Below are 21994 nucleotides of genomic sequence, written 5' to 3' on the forward strand. Positions count from 1 at the left end.
AGCACGCCACACATGGGCGAGAAAACCGAAAAGCTTCTTTCCATCCTGAAACTGCAGCCCGTCGTTCCGGTCCTGATCGTGGAAGATGCCAAATCCGCAGTGCCGCTGGCGCGCGCGCTGGTTGCCGGCGGATTGAGGGCCATCGAGATAACGCTCCGGACCGCCGGCGCGCTTGATGCCATTCGTGCGGTGGCCGAAGAGGTCGAAGGTGCCGAAGTCGGGGCAGGTACGATCCTCAACGTTGCGCATTGGGAGGCGGCGGTCGAGGCCGGGTCGAAGTTCATCGTCAGCCCCGGCACGACTCAAGAGCTTCTCGACGTTGCACGCCAGTCGGATGTGCCGTTCCTTCCGGGGGCTGCGACCGCCAGCGAAGTCATGGCGCTACGCGAAGAGGGCTACAAGATCCTGAAGTTCTTTCCGGCCGAGCAGGCCGGTGGCGCCGCCTATCTGAAATCGCTGTCGTCTCCGCTTGCCGGCACGCTGTTCTGCCCGACCGGCGGCATCTCGTTGAAGAACGCGCATGACTACCTGTCACTGCCGAATGTGATCTGCATCGGCGGATCCTGGGTGGCGCCGAAGGAACTTGTCGCCGCTGGCGATTGGGCTGGCATCACCAAGCTCGCGGCCGAGGCGTTTGCCCTGACCGCCTGACGACAAATCAGGTTTTTCGATCGTCGATAAGGCGCCTCGCTCGTGGGGCGCCTTTTCTGTTTCAAGGGATTTGCAATTCGCGGTTTCATTCCTATCTCCCTTTCACCATCATGAAGACGGAGACGACGCTATGATCGATGCCAGAAAACTTCTCGACCAATTCCTCGGTTCGCAGGTGCCGGGAGTGCAGGGGACCGTCAAGGACAGAGCCACTGAAGTGATCAATCTCGCTCGGGACAATCCAATGGCCACGAGCGCAATCACCGGGCTGCTTCTTGCAACTGGAACCGGCCGGAAGATAACTGGAAATGTCCTGTCGCTCGGAGGTCTTGCCGCTATCGCCGGGCTTGGCTACCAGGCCTACAAGAATTATCAGGCCGGACAGGCGCCCGAGCCTCAACCGCAGAGCCAGCCGCAATTTCTGCCGCCGCCCGCAGATTCGGGATTCAGCACGGCACCGGCGGTTGCCAGCAACGACTTTGCCCTTGCCCTTGTCCGCGCCATGATCGCGGCGGCGCGGGCCGACGGACATATCGACGACGTGGAGCGCCAGCGCATTCTCGGCAAGTTCCAGGAAGCGGGAATTAGCGGCGAAGCCGAGGCATTTCTGCAGAGGGAGCTTGCCAATCCCGTCGATCTCGACGGCCTCGTTGCGTCGGCAAAGACGGAGGAGCAGCGGGTCCAGCTCTACACCGCGTCCCACCTTGCCATCGACCCGGGGACGCGCGCCGAGCGCGGTTACCTCGACCTGCTCGCAGGAAGGCTTGGCCTTGCCGATGCGCTGGTCGACCACATAGAGGCGACAGTTTCAACAGCGAGGGTCTGATTGTCTCGGTGACAGCCTGGCCGGTTGCCTTTCCCGGGCGGCTGGCCTAAGCCATCTCCTGCTATCGAGGAGGGCTTTATGCGCGATCTGTCGAATTTCAAAGGCTGCCCGGCCCCGAAGCCAGTGACGCTGAAGGGTCGCTTTGTTACCGTCGAGCCATATGAGCGCGACAGGCACATGCAGGCCTTGTGGGACGGTCTCGGAGGTATGGGCATCAACCCGCTGCTCAAATATTTTGCATCAGACGATTTCGCAGGCATCGAGGATTTCGACAACTGGCTCAATGGCCTCAAGTCCATCGGCTGGGTCACGCATGTCTTTCGCGACAATGCTTCGGGCAAGGTCGTCGGCATGGCGAACTATATGCGCGCCGACCCGGCGAACGGCGTCGTCGAAATCGGCGGCGTGGCACATGGCCCCGATATGGCCCGCTCGCCGCTCTCGACCGAAGTCCACTATCTGATGGCGAAACACGTGTTCGAGGACCTCGGATACCGTCGCTACGAGTGGAAGTGCAACAACGAGAACAAGGCCAGCAAGACGACCGCCGAACGCTACGGCTTCACGTTCGAAGGTATCTTCCGCCAGCACATGCTGTCGAAGCACCAGAACCGGGACACTGCCTGGTACTCGATGATCGACGGCGAATGGCCGCTCATCAACGCTGCCTTCGAGGCTTGGCTCGCACCTGCCAATTTCGATCAAAAAGGCAACCAACTGCGCCGCCTTCAGGACATCCGTGCCGACCTTGCAAAGGAGCAGGCGTCTTGACGCCCAAGAAATCTGACAGCCGGTCGTCGGCAATCGCCGCGGCAGTCATCCTGCTGGCCGCGGGCGTGGTGATCTATTTCATGCCAATGATCATCATATATCTGAGTGCGTTTTCGCCCTTCCTCGCGACCGCCGTCGGCGCCGGTCTGGTGCTTTCGTTCTTCTTGGTCTTTTGGTTGCGGGCGCGTTACCAGCGGCGCAATGGGCTGTAAATCAGCGAAGACGGACCGATCTGTCACGTCAGTTTGACATATTCAGTGCATAAGAAGGCGAAGGCACGCGGCAACGAACATCCGTGGCGGATTGGCAAACGTTGAATGGGCTTCCTATCTATAGCTCCAGGCAATTGGAGGCGGGTCAGCACATCGGCGACACCGCTGGCGAATTGACATTGTTCAGACGTGGAGCGGCTTCTTGGATCGGCAAGCGGCACGCTCTCGACGCCTGCGGCCGAAAGAATTTGGTTTCATGACGAATTTCAGTCCGCTCTATCGCCTGAAGGCTCTTCTGTCGCGGGGAGCCCTGAGGTTTGGGCGCAGGCCCAAGATTTATTATTTGACCCGGTTCCGCTGGGGGACGGGCTCGATCTCGATCGGTGACAAGCTGTCGTTGCAATCCGGTGTGGTCATCGATGCGCAAAGCGGCCGGATAGAGATCGGCGATCATGTGTCCCTGAACGATCACGCCGTCCTTCTGGGGCACGGCGGCATCACCATCGGAAACGACGTCAGGATTGCTGCCAACGTCGTCGTTGCCTCGTTCGATCATAACTTCGACGATGTTTCCACACCGATCAGACTTCAGGGCGTGACGGGGAAGCCTATCGTCATTGAAGAGGATGTCTGGATCGGTGCCGGCGCCAAGATTCTCGGGGGGTCGCATATCGGCAAGGGCTGCGTCATCGGAGCAAACGCTGTCGTGAAGGGGCCGACCATACCGTTCGGCATCTATGTGGGAAACCCCGCCTACCTTCTCAAAATGCGCGGTGAAGCCTCGCGACCGAGATCCAGCTTTCCATTCGATATGAAGGCAATGCGAGGCTGAAAAGCCGGCTGCCGGCGCCATGTCAGGCCTGCAACGAGGCTCCGAGCAGGAGGACGCCAGTGCAGATGACAAACAGCGCGCCGAGGATCTCTATAGAGTTGCCGACCCAGGCGGCGGTCGCCGAGCCTTTTCCAGCCAGGCGCATGGCGGCACCCTTCATGGTGACTGCCAGTATCGCAAGCAGCGAAACAGTCAGCGCAGTGCCGACCGACATGGCGATGACAGAGAGTACGCCGCCTAAAAGAAGTCCGTTCAGCATCGAGAACGTCATCACCAGCAGCGCGCCCGAGCAGGGGCGGAGCCCGACCGCAACGATTGCCGACCAAGCCTCGCGGACACTGAAGTTTTCGGCGGCAAGCAGCGCGGGGTCAGGCAGATGCGAGCGGCCGCAATCCTCGCAAACCATGCCGTTTTTCAGGTCATAGCTCGGCGCGTCGCAATTGTACTGATTCGAAGAGGCGTTCAGTCGAGAGGTTCGACCCCGGGATGAATCTCCTGGCGTCTCATCGAACAGCGCCATGCTGATCGGTCCCGCTGATGTTGCAAACCGGACGCGCTGGCGCCTCGGCATTTCACGGATCATTGCGCGGATCTTGCGAAACAGCAGCCAGCCGCCGAAGAGGATGACCATGATGAAGCTGACGATCTCCATCGTATTGGTGGCCTGCGTCATCGTTATGCCGCTGCCGCGCAGCACGAAATAAGCTGCCGCGACGACCAGGACGGCAACAAGGCCCTGGATGAACGCCGATATAAAGGAGATGACGATGCCGCGCTTCAATTCGATTTCATTGGCGACCATGTAGGACGAGATGACGGCCTTGCCGTGGCCAGGCCCCGCCGCATGGAAGATGCCATAGGCGAACGACAGGCCCACCAGGGTCCAGAGTTGCCTTGGATCCTGCCGCATAGCCTCGATCGACTTGGTCAGAGCCCGGTAGAATGCCTGCTGCTCATAATTCACGTAGAGAAAGATCGGCGCGAGCGGGCCGCCGATCGGCTGGAAGCTCGGCTCCGCCGTGCCGATGCCGAGTGGCGATCCGGTGGCGTGTGCCATGCAGGCGACGGCCAGGAAAGCAAAAGCAGCTACAGGCAGAAGTGCCAGATGACGATCTTTCAGCATTGTGAATCAATCCGCGTTGCGAAGAGCTTCGACATGGTCGTTCCGGTTGGGTCGTTGAAGAAGGCAGACGTCAGCGAAGCCTTGTTCTCGGCGATGACTTCGTCGGCATCAGGGCGAACCACCTGGTTCTTGCAGGTTTTGAAGGCATCGCCCATCGTCACCATGTCGGCATCGGTCGGAAAATCAATCGAGGTATAGAGCGTGGGGTCGTAAATCCCGAAAGACAACTTGTTGCCTTTCATCGGCATCGGCTCCGACGGCGTCACGGCAAAGAACATCAGGAGCTGACCGTCCTTGTAGTCGACGTTGATGACGTCGGGCTTGTTCACCTTGATGGTTTTGCCGTTGAGCGTCATGTTGACGTAGTAATCATAGTCGACCAGCGAATCGCGGACCGTCTTGCCGACTTCCTTCAGCTCGTCGGAATCAAGCTTCAGGTTGGTGTTCTTGTCGAAGTCCATCAGCACCGAAGATGAGAAGACCTCGTCGAAGCGCCAGATGTTGTGCAATTCCTGAACGTTGCCATCCGCCCCCGCAACGACTTCCAGCCGTGCTTCCACGAAGATATGCGGATGTGCGAATGCTGCTACGGGCGAAAGGCAGAGCAGGCCGGCCAGGATGACGGTGAATTTATTCATGGGCCCTGTCTGAATCGCCGTAATTCTCTTGTCTTGCTTCTGGGTAAAAATTGAGACGGAATTGGGACTTCTGGCGTGGCCGATTGCCTCATCCGTTCTTGCGGAACCAGTTGTGCAGGTAATCGACAAAGATGCGGACCTTTGCCGGCAGGTAGCGGCGGTGCGGATATACGGCATAGATGCCGCGGTCGGTGGGCACATAATCGTTGAACAGCGTCAGCAGTTCGCCACTCTCGATGCTCTTGCGGGCAATGAAGTCGGGAACGACGGCGACGCCGATACCGGAGAGCGCACCGCGCAGCGTCGCGTGTGGGCTGTTGACCTCCATCGGGCCGTTCATCGCGACATTGAACGTCGTGCCGTCGGGATTATAGAATTTGATGCTGTTCTGCGACCGGTTGTTGGTGTCGACGATGAACGGAACACGCGCGAGGTCAGTCGGATGATCGAGCGGCTGGTGGTTGTCGATAAATTCCTGCGTTGCGCAGATATGTACTCGGAAATCCGAGATCTTGCGGGCGATCATGCCGCTATCCTCGAGCTTGGTGACCCGCACGGCGACATCGAAGCCTTCCTCGATCAGGTCCACGAACCGATCCTCCGCGGCGATCTCCAGCGAGAGGTTTGGATTTTCCTTGGCGAAATCGATCAGCGACTGCCCGACATCGGCATCAACAAAGGTTCGCGGGACCGAGATGCGTAAGCGCCCCTTGAGCTGCTGATTGTTCTCGCGCACCAGGTCGGCGAGATTGTCGATTTCCTTTAGGATATCAGAGGCAGTTCGGAAATATGTGTGGCCGGCCTCGGTCATCGAGAACTGTCGCGTCGTGCGGTTGAGAAGCAGGGCGCCGAGCTCATCCTCCAGTTCCCGGACGTATTTCGACAGCAGCGCCTTCGAACGGCCGGTCTTGCGTGCCGCGGCGGAAAAGCCCTCCGCTTCCACGACGTCGATGAAAGCGCGTATGCGTGTCAGCGTATCCATGGCGAACCCTCCCGCAGTCGTTCCCATATATTGAACGAAACGCGCCTGATTGTTCAATAATTTTTTTAGGACCGAGGGCAAGAAATTTCTTGATTATGACGACGAATATTCTTATCTCCCTCTCAGCCCAAAGTCGCACGTGCCCGTGGGTGTCCGCCGATCCTCGATGTGGTGAGGAAATCGGTAAGGTACCTGGAATTAACCCCTCCAGTCGCTATTCCGGCCATCCGGGAAATGCGAGGACATCTGAAGCAACGACGGTGCGGGCCTTTTTGTTCTCTCCCGGCTTTCCATCAGCCGGGGTTACTGAAGAGGCACACCATCATTGCCGGAAGTGCGGTTGGGAATTTCCCTCCAATCCATGGCAGACAAAGCCGAACTTATGCCGACTATTGGCGTTGGTTCACGAATTGCGCGTCGAGCGTTTGCTAGGGATCCGGGGTCTCCACCGGCTGGTTCCTGAGCGGATTCTCGTATGCCCTTTGTCCTCCGGCCTTGCCGGAGCTCTGGAATGTAAGAGGGAATACACATGACCACCCAGCGCATCCGCGACTTCCTCGCAACCCGACGTCCTGACGGTCCCTGCCTTGTGGTCGACCTCGACGTTGTCCGCGACAATTTTCATGCTTTCCGCCACGCAATGCCGGACAGCGCCATCTACTATGCCGTCAAGGCGAACCCGGCTCCTGAAGTGCTGAAGCTTTTGGCTGGTCTCGGTTCCAATTTCGATTGCGCGTCCGTCGCGGAAGTCGAAATGGCGCTCGATGCCGGCGCGACGCCTGCTCGCATTTCTTTCGGCAACACGATCAAGAAAGAACGCGATGTCGCTCGTGCGCATGCACTTGGGATCAGCCTCTATGCGGTGGACAGCCATGAAGAAGTCGAGAAGATTTCCCGTGCAGCTCCCGGCGCTCGCGTATTCTGCCGTGTCCTGACGGATGGCGAAGGCGCTGAATGGCCGCTGTCTCGCAAGTTCGGCTGCGTGCCGCAGATGGCCGTCGACGTTCTCGTCTATGCGCATCAGCTCGGTCTCGAGTCCTACGGCGTGTCGTTCCACGTCGGCTCGCAGATGACCAAGGTCGATGCATGGGATGCAGCTCTTGCTGATGCCAAGCGCGTGTTCGTCTCGCTTGCCAAGCAGGGCATCCACCTGAAGATGGTCAACATGGGCGGTGGTTTCCCGACCAAGTACCTTCGTGACGTTCCGTCCGCCGAAGCCTATGGCAAGTCGATCAACCAGAGCCTGCGCGCCCATTTCGGCAATCAGATTCCGCTGACGATCATCGAGCCTGGCCGCGGCATGGTCGGCAATGCCGGCGTGATCAAGACGGAAGTGGTCCTGATCTCGAAGAAGTCGGACAATGACACGGCTCGCTGGGTCTTCCTCGACATCGGCAAGTTCGGCGGTCTCGCTGAAACGATGGACGAGGCTATCCGTTACCCGATCCGCACGGAGCGCGACGGTGACGAGATGGAGCCTTGCATCATTGCCGGCCCGACCTGCGATTCAGCCGATGTGCTTTACGAAAAGAACCTCTATCCGCTGCCGGTGTCTCTCACCATTGGCGATGAGGTCCTGATCGAAGGCACTGGGGCGTACACGACCACCTATTGCGCGGTCGCGTTCAATGGCTTCGAGCCACTGAAGGCCTACGTCATCTAAAGGGTTTGCTCCGGCTCACCAGCCGGAGCAGCCAATTCACAATTCCTTCTAGCACCGCTCATCACGGTATTGGGTACGGGAGGCCAAAATGGCCGCTGTTCTTGATTCTGTACGCGCATTCTTTGCGCCGTCCACATTCACTATCGACCTCGAAAATGCCGGCGACGTCGTTGCCCGGGAAAACCTGCTCGACCGCGCCATGGGCGCAGGCCGCACCAAGAAGTCATCGGAAAAGCTTCGGCGCGGTCGTGTTCCGGCCGAAGGACTGGCGCTTGTCGCCCGCGATCGCAGCGGCCATGTCATCGGTACGGTTCGTCTCTGGAACATCGAGGCTGGTGTCGATCGCGAGACCCATCCGGTCGACGCTCTGTTGCTCGGACCGCTTGCCGTCGATCCGGCCCATGAGGGCAAGGGTATCGGCTCCGCACTGATGCGCGCTGCCATCATGGAAGCAAAGAAGCTCGGCCACGGCGCAATCCTGCTTGTCGGCGACGCGTCCTATTACGAGCGCTTTGGCTTCTTTGCCGAGAAGGCTCGTCACCTTGTCATGCCCGGTCCGTTCGAACGTCGCCGGTTCCTTGCGCTTGAGCTCAAGGATGGCTGGCTCGAGGGGGCGGTCGGCCTGCTTGTTGCCAGCGGTCGCCAATTGACACGGCCTCCGGTTCGCCGCGCCGCCTAAGGGCGCGGTCGCATCCGCGGCCCCGCCTTTCGGTGACGGCCGCGGCTCTGTATTGGTTTTACGCCGAGATGTCGACCACACCGCAATCGCCGGCTTCCGATGCGAAGGCCATCAGCTTGCCAGATTTGCTCCAGCTCATCGAGGTGATTGCGCCCTTGCCGGGCCTGCGAAGCAAGGCCTCCTTGTTGTCGCTGATGCGGACAGCAAGGATCATTCCGTCGATAAAGCCGATGGCGAGGATGTCTTCGAGCGGGTGAAAGCGGACGCAGGTCGCCATGATGTTGGCGCGGGTACCGAGTTCCAAGGGCGCTTTGCCCATCGGGCCGTCCTTGCCCTGAAAGGGCCAGACGATGGCAGCAGGAGCGCCCGAAGAGGCTAGCCATTTTCCCTTGGCCGACCATGAAAGCGACTTCACCTTCGCGGGATAGCCGGTCATGCGCATATGGCGCGCTTCCGCGCCTGATTTGACGTCCATCTTCCAGCCGTGGAGGGCGTTTTCCTGCATCGTCGTGACGACGAACTGGCCATCGGGCGAAAAGACGACGCCCGTGTGCGCGCCCTTCCATTCGAGGATCGTGGGCTGGGCGGTCATGCCGACCCAGTGCAACGAAACGCCGTTGTAGCGGGCGACCGCAACGCGCAGGCCCTTCGGAGCGAAGGCGATGCCCTCGACCGTACGTTCCTCGGTAAATTCCTTTGTGGTGCCGTCGGCCAGACGGACGAACGTGCTCTTGCCATAGGCGTAGGCAATCGCCTCCTGCGGACCGGCTGCCAGTTGTGTGATCCACTTGCGGGGCGCGTGAGCAAGTTCGGTGACTTCGCCGCTAGCCGATATGCGCTGAACCTTTCCATCTTCGCCGCCGGCGACAAGGCTGTCGCTGTAGGGATCGCGGATGACCGTCAGCAGGCCCTGTCCGGCTTCGGAGACCTTCTCGCCACCTTCCAGCCGATGGACGGCGCCGGCGGCGCTGACGAAGAACGGGGTATCCCTCAAAAATTCGACGGCCAGAACGTGGCCGTCGATATCAAGCGGCGCGACTGTCGGCATCAGGCAGCGGCCTCGCAGGCCTTGAAGCTCTTTTCCAGCTTTTCGCGGTCGAGCTCGCGGCCGATGAAGACGAGACGGCTCTCATGCTTCTCGGCCTCTTTCCATGCGCGCTGGTGGTCACCTTCGATGATCATGTGCACGCCCTGGACGACATAGCGCTCCGGGTCGTCCTTGAATGCGATGATACCCTTCAGGCGGAGGATATTGGGACCGTCCGTCTGGGTGATCTTCTGGATCCACGGGAAGAATCGATCCGCGATCATCTCGCCGCCACGCAGCGACACGGACTGGACTGTGACGTCATGAATGGCGGATGGGCCATGATTGTGATGCGAATGATCGTGATCATGGTGGTGATGGTCGTGATCGTGGTCATGATGGTGATGATCATGGTCGTGATCGCAATCGGGACCGCAGCCGTGATCGTCGTGGCCGTTCTCCAGAAAATGCGGATCGTTTTCCAGCGCGCGTTCGAGGTTGAAGGCGCCCTGGTTCAGTACGTGGGCAAGGTCGACGCCCGAGCGGGTCGCCTTGTAGACCCGGGCGGCCGGGTTGATGGCGTGGACGACGTCCTCGACGCGTGCAAGTTCTTCCGGCGTGACGAGGTCGGTCTTGTTGATGATGACGACATCGGCAAATGCGATCTGGTCTTCGGCTTCGCGGCTGTCCTTCAAGCGCAGCGGGAGGTGCTTGGCGTCGACAAGAGCGACGACCGCATCGAGCTCGGTCTTGGCACGAACATCGTCATCCATGAAAAACGTCTGCGCTACGGGAACCGGGTCGGCCAGCCCCGTGGTTTCGACGATGATGCCGTCGAAGCGGCCGGGACGGCGCATCAATCCTTCGACGACGCGGATCAGGTCGCCGCGCACCGTGCAGCAGACACAGCCGTTGTTCATTTCGTAGATTTCTTCGTCCGACTCGACGATCAGGTCGTTGTCAATGCCGATCTCACCAAACTCGTTGACGATGACCGCATATTTCTTGCCATGGTTTTCAGAGAGGATGCGGTTCAGAAGCGTCGTCTTGCCGGCGCCGAGATAGCCGGTCAGCACGGTCACGGGAATGGGCTTGATTGCAGCGGCTTCGGTCATGGGGAACCTCGAGATATGGATTGTTGCCCTGGAGGGGCCGGAAGTCATTCGGTCTCCATATAAGGGTTCGATTTCGGCAGTTCAAAGGGTTTTTATGTTATAAGATCACATTAGGTTTTGAGGCGCGCATTGGTGTTTTCACTGCAGCGTCCCGACATCAAACCCGTCGACATCCAGCAGAAGCTCGATCAGGCCCTTCACCGCATGCGCTATCAGTCTTTCGCCTTTTTCCGCTGATGCGGCCGAGGCGTTTCCGGCGACGCCGTCAGGGTTGAGGTCGGACATCTTCCAGCCGAAGGCGTGGGGGCCGTAGGCGCGGAGGTGGTGGAACCTTCTGGCGTAGTCGGATTGCCGGGAGGGGAAATCGGCTGCCCTCGCCATGTCGACCTTGTCGGGATGAAGTGCAAGCATCACCGATGTCTCCATATCTCCGCCATGGATATCGATCGCCTTGTTTTCAGGCGTTATCACGCCGCCCGGGACGCCGAAGCGGGTCCAGCTGGTCGCGACTGCAAGCATGTCGAAGCGGATGCGGGCTTCAGTAGCGACGATGGTCATCAGCGGTGAATTGCCGCCATGGGCGTTCAGCATCACGAATTTGCGGATGCCTTGCCGATGCAAATCCTCGGCAATCCCCAGCCACCGATGCGCGGCGTCCTCGAACGAGAGGCTTTTCGTGCCGGCGACGTCGATATGCTCCACGGAGTAACCGACGGGCTCGACCGGCAGGAATGTCGCCGGTAACTCCTTTGGCAACTGCTGCCTAAGCCGCTCGATGATGCCGGCGACGATGAGCGTGTCGGTCTCGAAGGGTAAATGCGGGCCGTGCTGCTCGTGGGCGCCGAGCGGCAGCACTGCGATCCAGTTGGAGCGGTCCTGCGGCTGCAAATGTGGATCATTGTCTTCGTAATGAAACGAAGGTTGTGCCATCTGGAGTGGGCCTCTTGTTTATGTCAACGTACTGCGCAATGTCATAGCGCGGTGATGCGGCCGCCGAAAGACCAATGGAAACAAGATGGGCAAGAAGAACAAAGACGGCAAGAAGTCTAAGTCGGGTAAGAAGAAGGATCACGGCGAATATTCGCTTGCCGATCTCTCGCCGGCCCTGACCCAGGCGGCGCGCTCGATGCGAACCGCACTCTCCCGCAACCTGACCGAAAGCGGGTTGTATGCCGGCCAGGACGGCGTCATCCTCGCGCTTGCCAATGAAGATGGTTTGCCAGCGGGCGCACTTGCGCAAAAGCTCGGCGTCAAGGCGCCGACCATGACCCGTACGATCGGCCGCATGGAAGCGCAGGGCTTTGTCGAGCGCCGGGCGGATGCCGAGGATGCGCGCCTGACGAAGGTCTATCTCACAGAGACGGGACGCAACAGCGTCGCGCAGATCGAAGCCTCGGCTGCCGCCTGCGACGCACTCGCCACCAAAGGCTTTTCCGACAAGGATATCCGCTCGCTCGTCAAGCTGCTCAGGGCAATCGACGGCAACCTGCTGGGGGTGGAATTGACCGAAGAAGACGAAAGCTGAGATTTCAAATTCGTGTCGGTTTCAAAATTTGTATTTGCACCATCTAAAAATTTTAATTAAACATTTTAAATCCCGGATCGCTGGGGGATACCGGGCCGATAATATCGGCTGAGTTGCACGAAAGGGGGAGCGCGTGGCTCAAAAGATTAAGCTTTCGACCATAGCGGAAACGCTTGGCATTTCAACGGCTACCGTATCGCTTGCCTTACGCGACAGTCCGTTGGTCGCAACGACCACCCGGGACCGCATCAAGGATCAGGCAAGGGCGCTCGGCTATATCTACAATCGCCGTGCCGCGAGCCTCAGAACATCACGATCCGGCATCATCGGCGTCGTGGTGCACGACATCATGAACCCTTTCTACGGCGAGATCCTGAAGGCGATCGAAACCGAACTCGATCGCAGCCGGCACACCTTCATCCTTTCCAATCACTATGATTCGGTCAACAAGCAGCGGAACTTTCTGGAGACCTTGCTGCAGCTTGGGGCCGATGGGGTCATCATGTCGCCGGCGATCGGCACTCCGTCGGAGGATATGCTGCTGACCGAGGAGAACGGCATGCCGGCCATCCTCGTGGCGCGCTCGATGGACGTGGTTGATTTCCCGACCTATCGCGGAGACGACAGCTACGGCATTTCTCTGGCGACCAACCATCTGATCAGTCTCGGCCACCGGTCGATAGCGATGATCGGCGGGACCGACCAGACGTCGACGGGGCGTGACCGCTATCAGGGCTACGTCAACGCGCTTCGCAAGGCCGAAATCGAAGTCGACCCGGATCTCCGTATTCCCGGGCCGCGCTCCAAGCAGGGCGGCTTCGAGGCGGCAGTGCATTTCCTGTCGTTGCCGCAGAAGCCGACCGCTGCAGTCTGCTGGAACGACCTTGTCGCCATCGGCCTGATGAACGGTATCGCCCGGGCCGGCCTCGTTCCGGGTAAGGATATCTCGGTCACCGGCTATGACGATCTCGAGGAAGCGTCGATTGCCACGCCCGCGTTGACCACCGTGTGGAACGGCCAGGCGGAGGTCGGGAGACTTGCGGCGCGCGCGCTGTTGGATAGACTTGCCGGAAGCCACGAGCCAGACGGCATCCATCTCATCAAACCGGAGATGCGGATACGCCAGTCGACGGAGCCCTATCGGCCGCGGCAATAGGCAAGCAGTCATACAAGGAACGATCATGCCACAATCCCGCATTGCAATCCTCGTCCCGGGGAAGATCCACCCGCGTGTTATCGAGAGGCTCGGCGAGCGTTTCGATATTGTCGCGGCTGAACGGGCCGACAGCCCTTCGATCGATACGGAAACGGCGAAGCGCATACGCGGTGTCGCGTCTGCCGGAGGGTTCAATGCTGCATGGATCGACGCCTTGCCCAATCTCGAGGTGATTGCCAATTTCGGGGTGGGTTATGACGGGATCGCCGTTGCCCATGCGGCGTCCAAGGGCATCGTCGTCACCAATACGCCCGACGTGCTCAACGACGAGGTTGCGGATACTGCGATCGGTCTGCTGTTGAACACGTTGCGGCAGATGCCGCGAGCCGAAAACTGGTTGCGAGCCGGCAATTGGAAATCAGGCCAGTCGTTTCCGCTTTCACCTTTCTCGATGAAGGGGCGGCATGTCGGGCTATTCGGTCTCGGTCGTATCGGGCATGAAATTGCCAAGCGGCTGGAGCCATTCAAGGTCAAGATCAGCTATCATACGCGGTCGCATCACGAGGGCGTTGCCTATGACTATTTTTCGACCTTGAAGCAGATGGCTGCGGCGGTCGATACCATCATCGCCATCGTGCCGAAAACCGCCGAGACGCATAAGGTAATCGACGCCGAAGTTCTGGGGCTGCTCGGGCCAAACGGCGTGCTGATCAATGTCGGGCGCGGCTGGTCGGTCGACGAGGATGCGCTGATCGCAGCGTTGCGCGACGGCAAGCTCGGGGCGGCGGGCCTCGACGTCTTCTACGACGAGCCGATTGTGCCGGCAGAACTGCTTTCGCTGCCGAATGCAACGCTGTTGCCGCATATTGCCTCGGCCTCCGTGCCGACCCGCAACGCTATGGCTGATCTCGTTGCCGAGAACATTATCCAATGGTTCGAGACGGGCGTGCCCGCAACGCCGGTGCCCGAAACCCCGCCGAAATCAAAGGGCTGATTGCTTCAGCGGCGCCCGTGTCGCCGCTGCCTTGCCTGCCGCGTAATCACGGACGGCATCGCCAAAAGCCTCGAACAGCCTCCGTGACGGCAGGTCGGTCTCCGCCCAATATTCCGGGTGCCACTGCACGCCGACGGCGAAGGCCTTTGCGTCGATGACGGAGACCGCCTCGATGGTTCCGTCCTCGGCCGTTGCTTCGACCTGCAGGCGCGGCGCAGTCGTGGCGATTGCCTGGCGATGAAGCGAGTTCACCTGTACCTCGCCAGGCCCGATATATCGGGCAATACAGGAACCTTCCTTCACGAAGACGCTCTGGCGAATCACATACATCGCATCGCGCTCCGGCGTTGTCGGCTTACGATGGTCCCAGATGCCGGGCTGTTCCTGGATTTCGCTAGCAAGCGAACCGCCCAGCGCGACGTTCAGCTCCTGTATGCCGCGGCAGATCGCCAGCAGCGGGATAGCGCGGTCGATGGCGCGGCGGATCAGGGGCAGGGACGTCGCGTCGCGCGCCGGGTCGAACGGGCCGTCCGCCTCGGTTGCTTCCTTTCCGTAGAGCGACGGGTGCACGTTGCTGGCAGAGCCTGAAACAAGCACACCGTCAACACGGTCGAGGATTGCATCGAGATCATAGGCGTCGCCCATGGCGGGAACGATCATCACCATCAGGCCGGCGACGTTGGAGGCTGCCTGGATATATTGCTGTTGTGCCGCGTGCCACGTCGCCCCGTCCAGGACGCGAATGTCGGCAGGTATGGCGATGATTGGCTTCGTCATCGAAAGCTCCGGTAAAAATGCCCGATTTCCTTGTTTGTTGAGAGCGCAGAACATGACTGAAGTCAACGGTTCTGCACGCAGGGAACGGTTAAATCAATGGAATTTCGCCAACTTGATAGCGCGCAAAAGTAGTGTCCTCGACGTTCAGATCACTCCTGCGATACGCTCTTTGACGACGCCGACGCGGCAAAAAGATTAGTGAATGCAAGACTTGAAAGAGGATGTGCGACATGATTAGCTCCAGCCGCTGCTGCAAGATCGGGACAGCCGATATTTTCCTCAGTGCTATCTATCCGGGAGGCTTTTGATGGATCGCCGTTCGTTCATCAGAAAGGCGGGCGCGATCGGTGCCGGTGCTGCAGCATCCTCGACACTGGCGGCGCCTGCGATCGCGCAGGAAAATCCGAAGATTACCTGGCGGATGACGTCGTCCTTCCCGAAGACCCTGGATACGATCTATGGCGGCGCCGATGACATCGCGAGCCATGTCTCGAGCGCGACTGGCGGCAATTTCACCATCCAGACCTTTGAGGCCGGCGAAATCATACCGGGACTTCAGGCAGCCGATGCGGTCAGTGCGGGTACGGTCGAGGCGGCGCATACCTGCTCTTACTATTTCTGGAACAAGGACCCGACCTACGCAATCGGAACGACTATCCCTTTCGGTTTGAATGCCCGGCTGTCGAACGCCTGGTTCTATCAAGGCGATGGTAATACGCTGATGAACGAATTCTATGCCACCCAGGGTCTCTATGGTCTCCCTGCAGGGAATACCGGCGTGCAGATGGGTGGATGGTTCCGCAAGGAAATCAATACGCTCGATGATCTGAAGGGGCTGAAGATGCGCATTTCCGGCTTGGCCGGCAGCGTTATCGCCAAGATCGGCGTAGTGCCGCAGCAGGACATTGCCACCGCCGATCTCTATTCCGCGCTTGACAAGGGCGTGATCGACGCCTGCGAATGGGTGGGGCCGTACGATGATCTTAAACTGGGATTCCAGAAGGTTGCCAAGTTCTACTATTATCCAGGCTGGTGGGAAGGCGGCACGGTCATTCACGCCTTTTTCAATCTCGACAAGTGGAACGGCCTGCCGAAGAATTACCAGGCAGCCCTGACCGACGCCTGCGCCTTTGCCAATACCAACATGCTGGCAAAATACGACGTCAAGAACCCGCAGGCCCTGAAGGAGATCGTTGCCGATGGGGCGACCTTGCGTCCGTTCAGCCAGGAGATCATGGAAGCCTGCTTTCAAGCGGCGACCGGGATTTATGCCGATATTTCCAAATCGAACGCATCCTTCAAGAAGATCTACGACAATCAGGTAGCGTACAAAAAGGACGCATATTTGTGGATGCAGCTTTCGGAATACACGTTCGACACGTTCATGATGATACAACAGCGGGCCGGAAAACTTTGATGTGAGTGATCGGTCGCGGAGCACGTCGGCCTCGACCAAGGCCAGCTTCGCGCCAATCCGTCGCCAGTAGCTATGTTGTTTATTTTTTCTTATGCAATTTTCGATAGAAATACTATTCTGAAGTAGAGTAATTTTGACAATCATGCACGACAAAGATGCAAAATATCACTCATATTGCCATAAAATACGCCTAAAATTTAGAAAAATTGACCAAATCCGTCTAAATCGGGCAATCAATTTTTAAATGGTTTTGATTACAGTGCCAGCCGCACCAGGGGGACTCTGTATGAAGCCTCAAAGCCCGAACGTCGTTCCGACAGATGTTTATCTGTCGTTCGTAAGTTCGCTCTTTGGAAATAGAAAGACGCTGTTTACGGGCATGATCGTTCAGATCTTGACCTACGTTGCCGTTTATTCGAAATCCGGTGCCCATTTCTATATCTACCTGTCAGCCGTCTTCGTGATCGTCTGCGGCTACCGCATCTATTGGTTTCAGCGTTTCGACGCGGCCGACAAGGAGGCGATGAGCCGCGAAGATATCGCGCGCTGGGAACGTCGCTACCTGTACGGCGGCGTCTCGACGACAACCCTTCTTGGCATTGGCAGCGGTTTTGCGGTGCTCGTCCTCCAGGATTTCTTCGCGGAGATCGCCTGTGTCGCCGTGACGCTTGCCTCGATGGTTTCGGTCGTGGGCCGAAACTACGGGTCGCCAAAGGCTGTCAACCTTCAGACGATTTCGGCGTCGCTGCCCATCAGTCTCGGATTCCTGCTGCTCCGGGACCCCTACATGGTCCTGTTGTCGTTCACGCTCATCCCGTTCGTTCTGACGACCCGTTCGATGGCAAACGGCGTTCGTGAATTTCTTTACAAGAACGTGATCGCGTCGCGTGAAATATCGCTGATTGCAGATCGCTTCGACACCGCCCTGAACAACATGACGCATGGCCTGTTCATGCTGGACGGCAACAATCGCATCCTGGTGGTCAACCGCAAAGCCTGCGAACTCCTGCATCTGACCAATCAGGATCAATTGAAGGATTGTGAACTCGACGTCGTGCTGCGATACGGCGTCCGTAATGCGTTTATTGATGGCTCACTGCCAAGCCTGATCCAACGGCAGCTTGCTCAGCTCGTCGATGGCTCGCTTTCGCGCACGCTCATCCAGTTCAACGAGGATCTTTTCCTGGAGTTTTCGGCCAACCGACGTCCGGATGGGCTCGTGGTTCTGATCTTCGAGGATGTGACATCGCGCATTCGCGCCGAGCGCAAGATATTGCACATGGTGCGCTTCGATCCCCTGACCGGACTACCCAACAGGGAATATTTCGTCGATCTGGTGAAGGAAAATCTTGCCGCGCGCCGCCTGCCCGGCACGATCGCCATCATGGTCATCGACGTCGACGACTTCAAGCATGTCAACGACACCAAGGGCCACATTTCGGGTGACCGGATGCTGGTGAAGATCGCTGCGCGCCTCAAGGAGCAGGCGGGCGGCACCGCGCTCGTCGCACGATTGATGGGCGATCAGTTTGTTCTGTTTTTCCCGAACGACGACAATGCGCCGGATCTCGATACGCGCATCCGTTCGCTTCATGGCGCAATCGCGGGCAACTACGAGGTCGACGGCAACACGTTCCGCATTTCCGTCAGCGGCGGTTATGTGACCATCGAAAGTCAGGAATTCCGGCCGGAGGAATGGCAGATCAAAGCCGACCTGGCATTGTTCGAGACGAAATCACGCTTCAAGGGCGGTTGCTCCGCCTTTGAAGAGGAGATGGACGCCCGCTACATAGAGCGACAGAAGCTTAAGGATGATTTGCGCGAGGCGATAGAAAACGGCGGCCTGCACGCCGCGTATCAGCCGATGTTCAAGCCTGACGGTAGCCGGATCGAGTGCTGCGAAGCTTTGTCGCGCTGGGTGCATCCGGAGAAAGGCTCCGTGCCGCCGACCGTCTTCGTGCAGATTGCAGAGGAAATGGGCATCGTTTCGGGCATCACCAAGTTCATGCTCGACCAGGCGTGCAAAGACTGCGCCACATGGCCAGAGCCGATTTCCGTTTCGGTCAATCTCTCCGTGCAGGACCTTCGCAGCAATGATGTCGTCGCTATGGTGATGGATGCTCTCAAGACGTCCGGCCTGGCGCCGTCACGGTTGCATCTTGAGGTGACGGAAAGCTGCCTGATGGACGAGCTTGCCACCGTCCGCGCCATTCTGACGGAATTGAGGGCGAAAGGCATCACCATCGCCATCGACGATTTCGGTACCGGCTTCTCAAGCCTCAGCTATCTCGACAGCCTGCCGATCGACATCGTCAAGATTGACCGGTCTTTCGTTCGCAACATTACCGAGGACGCGCGGCGCCTGAAACTGTTGCGCGGCACGGTCAATCTCTCGCGCGAACTTGGCCTTCAGATCGTTGTCGAAGGCGTCGAGACGCAGGATCAATTGACCCTGATCAACAAGTATCAATGTGCCGACTTCGTGCAGGGATACGTATTTTCGACCCCTGTTCCCACAGAGCGCATCATTGCCATGGTTGAAAGCCTTGCCAAGAAGCAGGTCGTTCGCCGTCGCAAGAAGGTCGCCTAAGCTCTCCCGTCGCTAATCTCCGAAATTGAGATATTTTGAGCTATCGCAGGCTGCTCATTGATTTCGTGAGCAAATCGCGCACTGCGTTAACCTTAATGAAAGGCTTTCTCGTCAAAATTTATTCAAATGTTGCGCGTTGGTTAACCCTGAAGCATTAATTATTCGTTAACCTTCAGGATGTGAACATGGTGCCTTCAGACGTCGGACAAAATAGTTTTTCAAAGAAGTTGTTAGAAGTTCTCGACCATGTGGAGTATCGCCGCGTCGAGACCCATGAGGACATGGAGGAGGTCGCGCGGATCAGGTATCGGGCGTACAAGCTCGCCAACATCCTGACCTTGAGCGGCGCCAAATTAATCGATGATGTCGATTTTGACGATCACGCCTATGTCTTCGGCGTCTATTATGACGAGCGCCTGATCAGTACGGTCCGCATCCATCACGTTACGCCCGATCACCGGGTCAGCACGACGCGGGAAATGTATGCTACCGAGATCGACAAGTTTCTTGACGCAGGCATGACGCTGATCGATCCGGTCCGGTTTGCGGCGGATCCCGACATTATCGGTGAAATGCCGGCTCTTCCCTACCTGACACTCAGAATTGCCTCGATGGCAGCCGACTATTTCGACGCTGATCGCGTGCTGCAGTTGGTCAGCCCGCAGCATGCGCCATTCTACCGACGCGTTTTTTATGCTGACACGGTGGTGCCTTCGCAGAAGAATGTCGGCAAGTACAATATCGAACTGACGCTGATGGCAACTCGAACACGGGACGTGCGCGTCGGCCTCTACAAGCGGTTTCCATTTTTTGTGTCGGAACCTTATGAACGACGGATGATGTTCCAGCGTTCGCCCGACATGGGCGTGACGCCGCTGACCGTCCTGCCGACGGCCCGGCTTGCGACGATCGGGCGCCTTGCGACACAGCAGGCAAGCTGAGGAACGTGACCATCGGATGGCGCCGCTGCGGCATTGTCGTGCATTGCATTTTCCCCCACATTGTGTAAGGCCTCGATAGAGGGGAATGCTGCTGGTGCACCGACTGCGCCGGGCATTCCAGGGGTTTCGAGGCTAGGCTCCCATCGATCGGTTCATGCTGGTCTCGGAGCCATATCAGGGGAGACTATTGAATGGCTGAACATCACACCGGACCTGCGGAAACGGGTGCTCCGATGGATTATCGCGAGCACGAAAAGACCTACGACATGTTCGTCGCCGGAGCCAAATATGGGTCCGCGCTGATTGCTGTTCTTCTGATTGCGATGGCGGCCGGTTTTTTCGGCCATGCCGGCCTGCTCGGCGGCATTCTCATTTTTATCATTCTCGCGGTTGTCGGCATCTTTCTGGTGCGCTGATCGGCCATTAGCCGGTCGTTTTCCGACGTCTCTGAAATTTTCGGCCGTTGCAGGATCTCATCTTGCAGCGGCTTCGCTTGACACTGGGGAGGTGTAGTTGGGCAATCTTGTCTTTGTCGCGAAGGAGATCGCGGCAGATGAAACACGGGTAGCGGCTTCCGTCGAGACGGTAAAGAAGCTGATTTCCCTTGGCTTCGATGTCGTGGTCGAGGCCGGCGCTGGCGCTCTGTCGCGCATTCCGGATGCCGACTACAACGCAATCGGTGCGCATATCGGTTCCTTCGCGGACGCGGCCAAGGCCGATGTCGTGCTGAAAGTGCGCCGACCGGCGTCCGCCGAGATCGCTGGCTATCAGCATGGCGCCATCGTCATCGCAATCATGGATCCGCACGGCAACGAGGACGCGCTTGCAGAAATGGCGCGGGCAGGGCTCACGAGCTTTGCCATGGAACTGATGCCGCGCATCACGCGTGCGCAGTCGATGGACGTGTTGTCGTCGCAGGCGAACCTTGCCGGCTATCAGGCGGTGGTAGAGGCGGCTGCAACCTACGACCGGGCGATGCCGATGATGATGACGGCGGCAGGCACGGTGCCGGCTGCAAAGGTCTTCGTCATGGGTGCAGGCGTTGCCGGACTGCAGGCGATTGCGACTGCCCGGCGTCTCGGTGCGGTCGTATCGGCCACCGACGTTCGCCCCGCCTCCAAGGAGCAGGTGGCATCGCTTGGTGCCAAGTTCATTGCCGTCGAGGACGAGGAATTCAAGGCGGCCGAGACATCAGCCGGTTATGCCAAGGAAATGTCCAAGGAGTATCAGGCAAAACAGGCAGCCCTGGTCGCGGATCATATTTCCAAGCAGGACATCGTCATCACCACGGCCTTGATCCCCGGTCGTCCTGCCCCACGTCTCGTCAGCCGCGCGATGCTGGCGTCGATGAAGCCAGGTGCAGTGGCCGTGGATCTGGCAGTCGAGCGCGGCGGCAATATCGAAGGCTCTACCTCAGGCGGAATAGCCGAGGTCGAGGGTGTTCGAGTCATCGGGTTTGCCAACATGGCGGGCCGGATCAGCGCCAGCGCTTCGCTTCTCTATGCCAAGAACCTCGTCAATTTCCTCGAGACCATGGTCAACAAGGATACCAAGACGCTCGGCCTCAATCTCGATGACGAATTGATCAGGGCGACAATGCTCACCCATAGCGGTGTTGTCGTTCATCCGAATTTCAGCGATCCCGATCAGGCGATCGTCAAGAAGGGAGAAGTCTGATGGCCAGCCAAGCAATGGACCAGGCTTTGCAGCAGTTGGACAATGCGGTTACCGCAGTGATGACCGCCGCCGCGCAGGCCCCGGATGCCGTCAGCGCCGTATCGGGCGCGGCGATCGATCCTTTCGTGTTTCAGCTGGCGATCTTCGTGCTGTCGATCTTCGTCGGATACTACGTTGTCTGGTCGGTGACGCCGGCGCTGCATACACCGTTGATGGCCGTGACCAATGCCATTTCGTCCGTCATCGTCGTCGGTGCCCTGCTTGCCGTCGGCATTTCCACCAGCGGCCTTGCGACCGGTTTCGGCTTCGTGGCGCTGGTTCTCGTTTCCGTCAACATCTTCGGCGGCTTCCTCGTCACGCAAAGGATGCTGGCGATGTACAAGAAAAAAGAGAAGTGA

Annotated in this window: 23 protein-coding genes; 16 read left to right on the forward strand and 7 right to left on the reverse strand. The window is 58.7% G+C overall.

Annotated features, from left to right (window positions below):
* Window positions 1-12 precede the first annotated feature (12 nt).
* The 5 genes from CPY51_RS29025 (at window position 13) to CPY51_RS29045 (ending at window position 3292) form a co-directional block, all read left to right on the forward strand.
* Window positions 13-651: a 2-dehydro-3-deoxy-phosphogluconate aldolase gene (locus tag CPY51_RS29025; RefSeq protein ID WP_111163719.1), complete on the forward strand. Its 639-nt coding sequence runs from the start codon at window positions 13-15 to the stop codon at window positions 649-651.
* A gap of 130 nt (window positions 652-781) precedes the next feature.
* A complete protein-coding gene (locus tag CPY51_RS29030; protein ID WP_111163721.1) occupies window positions 782-1477 on the forward strand; it encodes a tellurite resistance TerB family protein in 696 nt (231 codons plus the stop codon).
* Window positions 1478-1555: 78 nt separating this feature from the next.
* Window positions 1556-2248, forward strand: a complete 693-nt coding sequence (locus CPY51_RS29035; RefSeq protein WP_111163723.1) for a GNAT family N-acetyltransferase — start codon at window positions 1556-1558, stop codon at window positions 2246-2248.
* A complete protein-coding gene (locus CPY51_RS29040; protein WP_111163725.1) occupies window positions 2245-2460 on the forward strand; it encodes a hypothetical protein in 216 nt (71 codons plus the stop codon). The genes CPY51_RS29035 and CPY51_RS29040 overlap by 4 nt, the downstream gene beginning before the upstream one ends.
* A 256-nt stretch (window positions 2461-2716) precedes the next feature.
* Window positions 2717-3292 (forward strand): acyltransferase, encoded by a 576-nt coding sequence (locus tag CPY51_RS29045; protein ID WP_111163727.1) that lies wholly within the window; start codon window positions 2717-2719, stop codon window positions 3290-3292.
* Between the two features lie 22 nt (window positions 3293-3314).
* Here CPY51_RS29045 and CPY51_RS29050 read toward each other — a convergent pair whose 3' ends face one another.
* The 3 genes from CPY51_RS29050 to CPY51_RS29060 form a co-directional block, all read right to left on the reverse strand.
* Complete coding sequence (locus CPY51_RS29050; protein WP_111163729.1) at window positions 3315-4415, reverse strand: nickel/cobalt transporter; 1101 nt, start codon at window positions 4413-4415, stop codon at window positions 3315-3317.
* Entirely contained in the window at window positions 4409-5053 is a 645-nt protein-coding gene (locus tag CPY51_RS29055) for a DUF1007 family protein (RefSeq protein ID WP_111163731.1), read from the reverse strand. Before CPY51_RS29055 ends, CPY51_RS29050 begins: the two co-directional genes overlap by 7 nt.
* 88 nt (window positions 5054-5141) lie before the next feature.
* On the reverse strand, window positions 5142-6035 hold the full coding sequence (locus CPY51_RS29060; protein WP_111163733.1) for a LysR family transcriptional regulator: 894 nt from the start codon (window positions 6033-6035) through the stop codon (window positions 5142-5144).
* A gap of 529 nt (window positions 6036-6564) precedes the next feature.
* Here CPY51_RS29060 and odc2 point away from each other — a divergent pair.
* Together odc2 and CPY51_RS29070 are read left to right on the forward strand one after the other, a co-directional pair.
* Window positions 6565-7698 carry an ornithine/lysine decarboxylase gene (odc2, locus tag CPY51_RS29065; RefSeq protein ID WP_111163735.1) on the forward strand — a complete coding sequence of 378 codons (1134 nt, stop codon included), beginning with the start codon at window positions 6565-6567 and terminating at the stop codon, window positions 7696-7698.
* Window positions 7699-7786: 88 nt separating this feature from the next.
* A complete protein-coding gene (locus CPY51_RS29070) occupies window positions 7787-8377 on the forward strand; it encodes a GNAT family N-acetyltransferase (RefSeq protein ID WP_111163736.1) in 591 nt (196 codons plus the stop codon).
* 58 nt (window positions 8378-8435) lie between these two features.
* Here the strand turns inward: CPY51_RS29070 and CPY51_RS29075 are convergent, their stop codons facing one another.
* From CPY51_RS29075 to CPY51_RS29085, 3 genes are all read right to left on the reverse strand, one after another.
* Window positions 8436-9425, reverse strand: a complete 990-nt coding sequence (locus CPY51_RS29075) for a WD40 repeat domain-containing protein (RefSeq protein WP_111163738.1) — start codon at window positions 9423-9425, stop codon at window positions 8436-8438.
* Window positions 9425-10519, reverse strand: coding sequence for a CobW family GTP-binding protein (locus CPY51_RS29080; RefSeq protein WP_111163740.1), 1095 nt, complete (start codon window positions 10517-10519; stop codon window positions 9425-9427). The genes CPY51_RS29075 and CPY51_RS29080 overlap by 1 nt, the downstream gene beginning before the upstream one ends.
* 138 nt (window positions 10520-10657) lie before the next feature.
* The gene (locus CPY51_RS29085) at window positions 10658-11449 is read right to left on the reverse strand and encodes a creatininase family protein (protein WP_111163742.1); all 792 of its coding nucleotides are present in this window, start codon (window positions 11447-11449) and stop codon (window positions 10658-10660) included.
* A gap of 85 nt (window positions 11450-11534) precedes the next feature.
* On the opposite strand from CPY51_RS29085, the gene CPY51_RS29090 reads away from it, so the two are divergent.
* The 3 genes from CPY51_RS29090 (at window position 11535) to CPY51_RS29100 (ending at window position 14194) form a co-directional block, all read left to right on the forward strand.
* Complete coding sequence (locus tag CPY51_RS29090; protein ID WP_111163744.1) at window positions 11535-12044, forward strand: MarR family winged helix-turn-helix transcriptional regulator; 510 nt, start codon at window positions 11535-11537, stop codon at window positions 12042-12044.
* 133 nt (window positions 12045-12177) lie between these two features.
* Window positions 12178-13200, forward strand: a complete 1023-nt coding sequence (locus tag CPY51_RS29095; protein WP_111163746.1) for a LacI family DNA-binding transcriptional regulator — start codon at window positions 12178-12180, stop codon at window positions 13198-13200.
* Between the two features lie 25 nt (window positions 13201-13225).
* Window positions 13226-14194 (forward strand): 2-hydroxyacid dehydrogenase, encoded by a 969-nt coding sequence (locus CPY51_RS29100; protein WP_111163748.1) that lies wholly within the window; start codon window positions 13226-13228, stop codon window positions 14192-14194.
* Here the strand turns inward: CPY51_RS29100 and CPY51_RS29105 are convergent.
* Window positions 14183-14971 (reverse strand): gamma-glutamyl-gamma-aminobutyrate hydrolase family protein, encoded by a 789-nt coding sequence (locus tag CPY51_RS29105; protein WP_111163750.1) that lies wholly within the window; start codon window positions 14969-14971, stop codon window positions 14183-14185. The two genes, CPY51_RS29100 and CPY51_RS29105, sit on opposite strands and share 12 nt — an antisense overlap.
* Window positions 14972-15278: 307 nt before the next feature.
* Here CPY51_RS29105 and CPY51_RS29110 point away from each other — a divergent pair, with 307 nt between their 5' ends.
* From CPY51_RS29110 to CPY51_RS29135, 6 genes are all read left to right on the forward strand, one after another.
* Window positions 15279-16388, forward strand: a complete 1110-nt coding sequence (locus CPY51_RS29110) for a TRAP transporter substrate-binding protein (RefSeq protein WP_111163752.1) — start codon at window positions 15279-15281, stop codon at window positions 16386-16388.
* Window positions 16389-16674: 286 nt separating this feature from the next.
* Entirely contained in the window at window positions 16675-18978 is a 2304-nt protein-coding gene (locus tag CPY51_RS29115; RefSeq protein ID WP_111163754.1) for a putative bifunctional diguanylate cyclase/phosphodiesterase, read from the forward strand.
* A gap of 185 nt (window positions 18979-19163) precedes the next feature.
* Complete coding sequence (locus tag CPY51_RS29120) at window positions 19164-19919, forward strand: N-acyl amino acid synthase FeeM domain-containing protein (protein WP_111163756.1); 756 nt, start codon at window positions 19164-19166, stop codon at window positions 19917-19919.
* Window positions 19920-20110: 191 nt separating this feature from the next.
* On the forward strand, window positions 20111-20335 hold the full coding sequence (locus CPY51_RS29125; RefSeq protein ID WP_111163758.1) for an aa3-type cytochrome c oxidase subunit IV: 225 nt from the start codon (window positions 20111-20113) through the stop codon (window positions 20333-20335).
* Between the two features lie 97 nt (window positions 20336-20432).
* On the forward strand, window positions 20433-21596 hold the full coding sequence (locus CPY51_RS29130) for a Re/Si-specific NAD(P)(+) transhydrogenase subunit alpha (RefSeq protein ID WP_111163760.1): 1164 nt from the start codon (window positions 20433-20435) through the stop codon (window positions 21594-21596).
* Entirely contained in the window at window positions 21596-21994 is a 399-nt protein-coding gene (locus tag CPY51_RS29135) for a proton-translocating transhydrogenase family protein (protein WP_111163762.1), read from the forward strand. The genes CPY51_RS29130 and CPY51_RS29135 overlap by 1 nt, the downstream gene beginning before the upstream one ends.

The organism is Arminella tubonensis, assembly GCF_003240585.1.
GTDB classification, from domain to species: domain Bacteria; phylum Pseudomonadota; class Alphaproteobacteria; order Rhizobiales; family Rhizobiaceae; genus Rhizobium; species Rhizobium tubonense.

Bases quoted from the DNA above. Each gene is read 5' to 3' on its own strand.
- CPY51_RS29070 (WP_111163736.1), top strand. From the start codon at position 7,787: ATGGCCGCTGTTCTTGATTCTGTACGCGCATTCTTTGCGCCGTCCACA.
- CPY51_RS29060 (WP_111163733.1), bottom strand. From the start codon at position 6,035: ATGGATACGCTGACACGCATACGCGCTTTCATCGACGTCGTGGAAGCG.
- CPY51_RS29035 (WP_111163723.1), top strand. From the start codon at position 1,556: ATGCGCGATCTGTCGAATTTCAAAGGCTGCCCGGCCCCGAAGCCAGTG.
- CPY51_RS29080 (WP_111163740.1), bottom strand. From the start codon at position 10,519: ATGACCGAAGCCGCTGCAATCAAGCCCATTCCCGTGACCGTGCTGACC.
- CPY51_RS29135 (WP_111163762.1), top strand. From the start codon at position 21,596: ATGGCCAGCCAAGCAATGGACCAGGCTTTGCAGCAGTTGGACAATGCG.
- CPY51_RS29085 (WP_111163742.1), bottom strand. From the start codon at position 11,449: ATGGCACAACCTTCGTTTCATTACGAAGACAATGATCCACATTTGCAG.
- CPY51_RS29045 (WP_111163727.1), top strand. From the start codon at position 2,717: ATGACGAATTTCAGTCCGCTCTATCGCCTGAAGGCTCTTCTGTCGCGG.
- CPY51_RS29100 (WP_111163748.1), top strand. From the start codon at position 13,226: ATGCCACAATCCCGCATTGCAATCCTCGTCCCGGGGAAGATCCACCCG.
- CPY51_RS29050 (WP_111163729.1), bottom strand. From the start codon at position 4,415: ATGCTGAAAGATCGTCATCTGGCACTTCTGCCTGTAGCTGCTTTTGCT.
- CPY51_RS29120 (WP_111163756.1), top strand. From the start codon at position 19,164: ATGGTGCCTTCAGACGTCGGACAAAATAGTTTTTCAAAGAAGTTGTTA.
- CPY51_RS29125 (WP_111163758.1), top strand. From the start codon at position 20,111: ATGGCTGAACATCACACCGGACCTGCGGAAACGGGTGCTCCGATGGAT.
- CPY51_RS29110 (WP_111163752.1), top strand. From the start codon at position 15,279: ATGGATCGCCGTTCGTTCATCAGAAAGGCGGGCGCGATCGGTGCCGGT.
- CPY51_RS29030 (WP_111163721.1), top strand. From the start codon at position 782: ATGATCGATGCCAGAAAACTTCTCGACCAATTCCTCGGTTCGCAGGTG.
- CPY51_RS29025 (WP_111163719.1), top strand. From the start codon at position 13: ATGGGCGAGAAAACCGAAAAGCTTCTTTCCATCCTGAAACTGCAGCCC.
- CPY51_RS29055 (WP_111163731.1), bottom strand. From the start codon at position 5,053: ATGAATAAATTCACCGTCATCCTGGCCGGCCTGCTCTGCCTTTCGCCC.
- odc2 (WP_111163735.1), top strand. From the start codon at position 6,565: ATGACCACCCAGCGCATCCGCGACTTCCTCGCAACCCGACGTCCTGAC.
- CPY51_RS29115 (WP_111163754.1), top strand. From the start codon at position 16,675: ATGAAGCCTCAAAGCCCGAACGTCGTTCCGACAGATGTTTATCTGTCG.
- CPY51_RS29075 (WP_111163738.1), bottom strand. From the start codon at position 9,425: ATGCCGACAGTCGCGCCGCTTGATATCGACGGCCACGTTCTGGCCGTC.
- CPY51_RS29105 (WP_111163750.1), bottom strand. From the start codon at position 14,971: ATGACGAAGCCAATCATCGCCATACCTGCCGACATTCGCGTCCTGGAC.
- CPY51_RS29090 (WP_111163744.1), top strand. From the start codon at position 11,535: ATGGGCAAGAAGAACAAAGACGGCAAGAAGTCTAAGTCGGGTAAGAAG.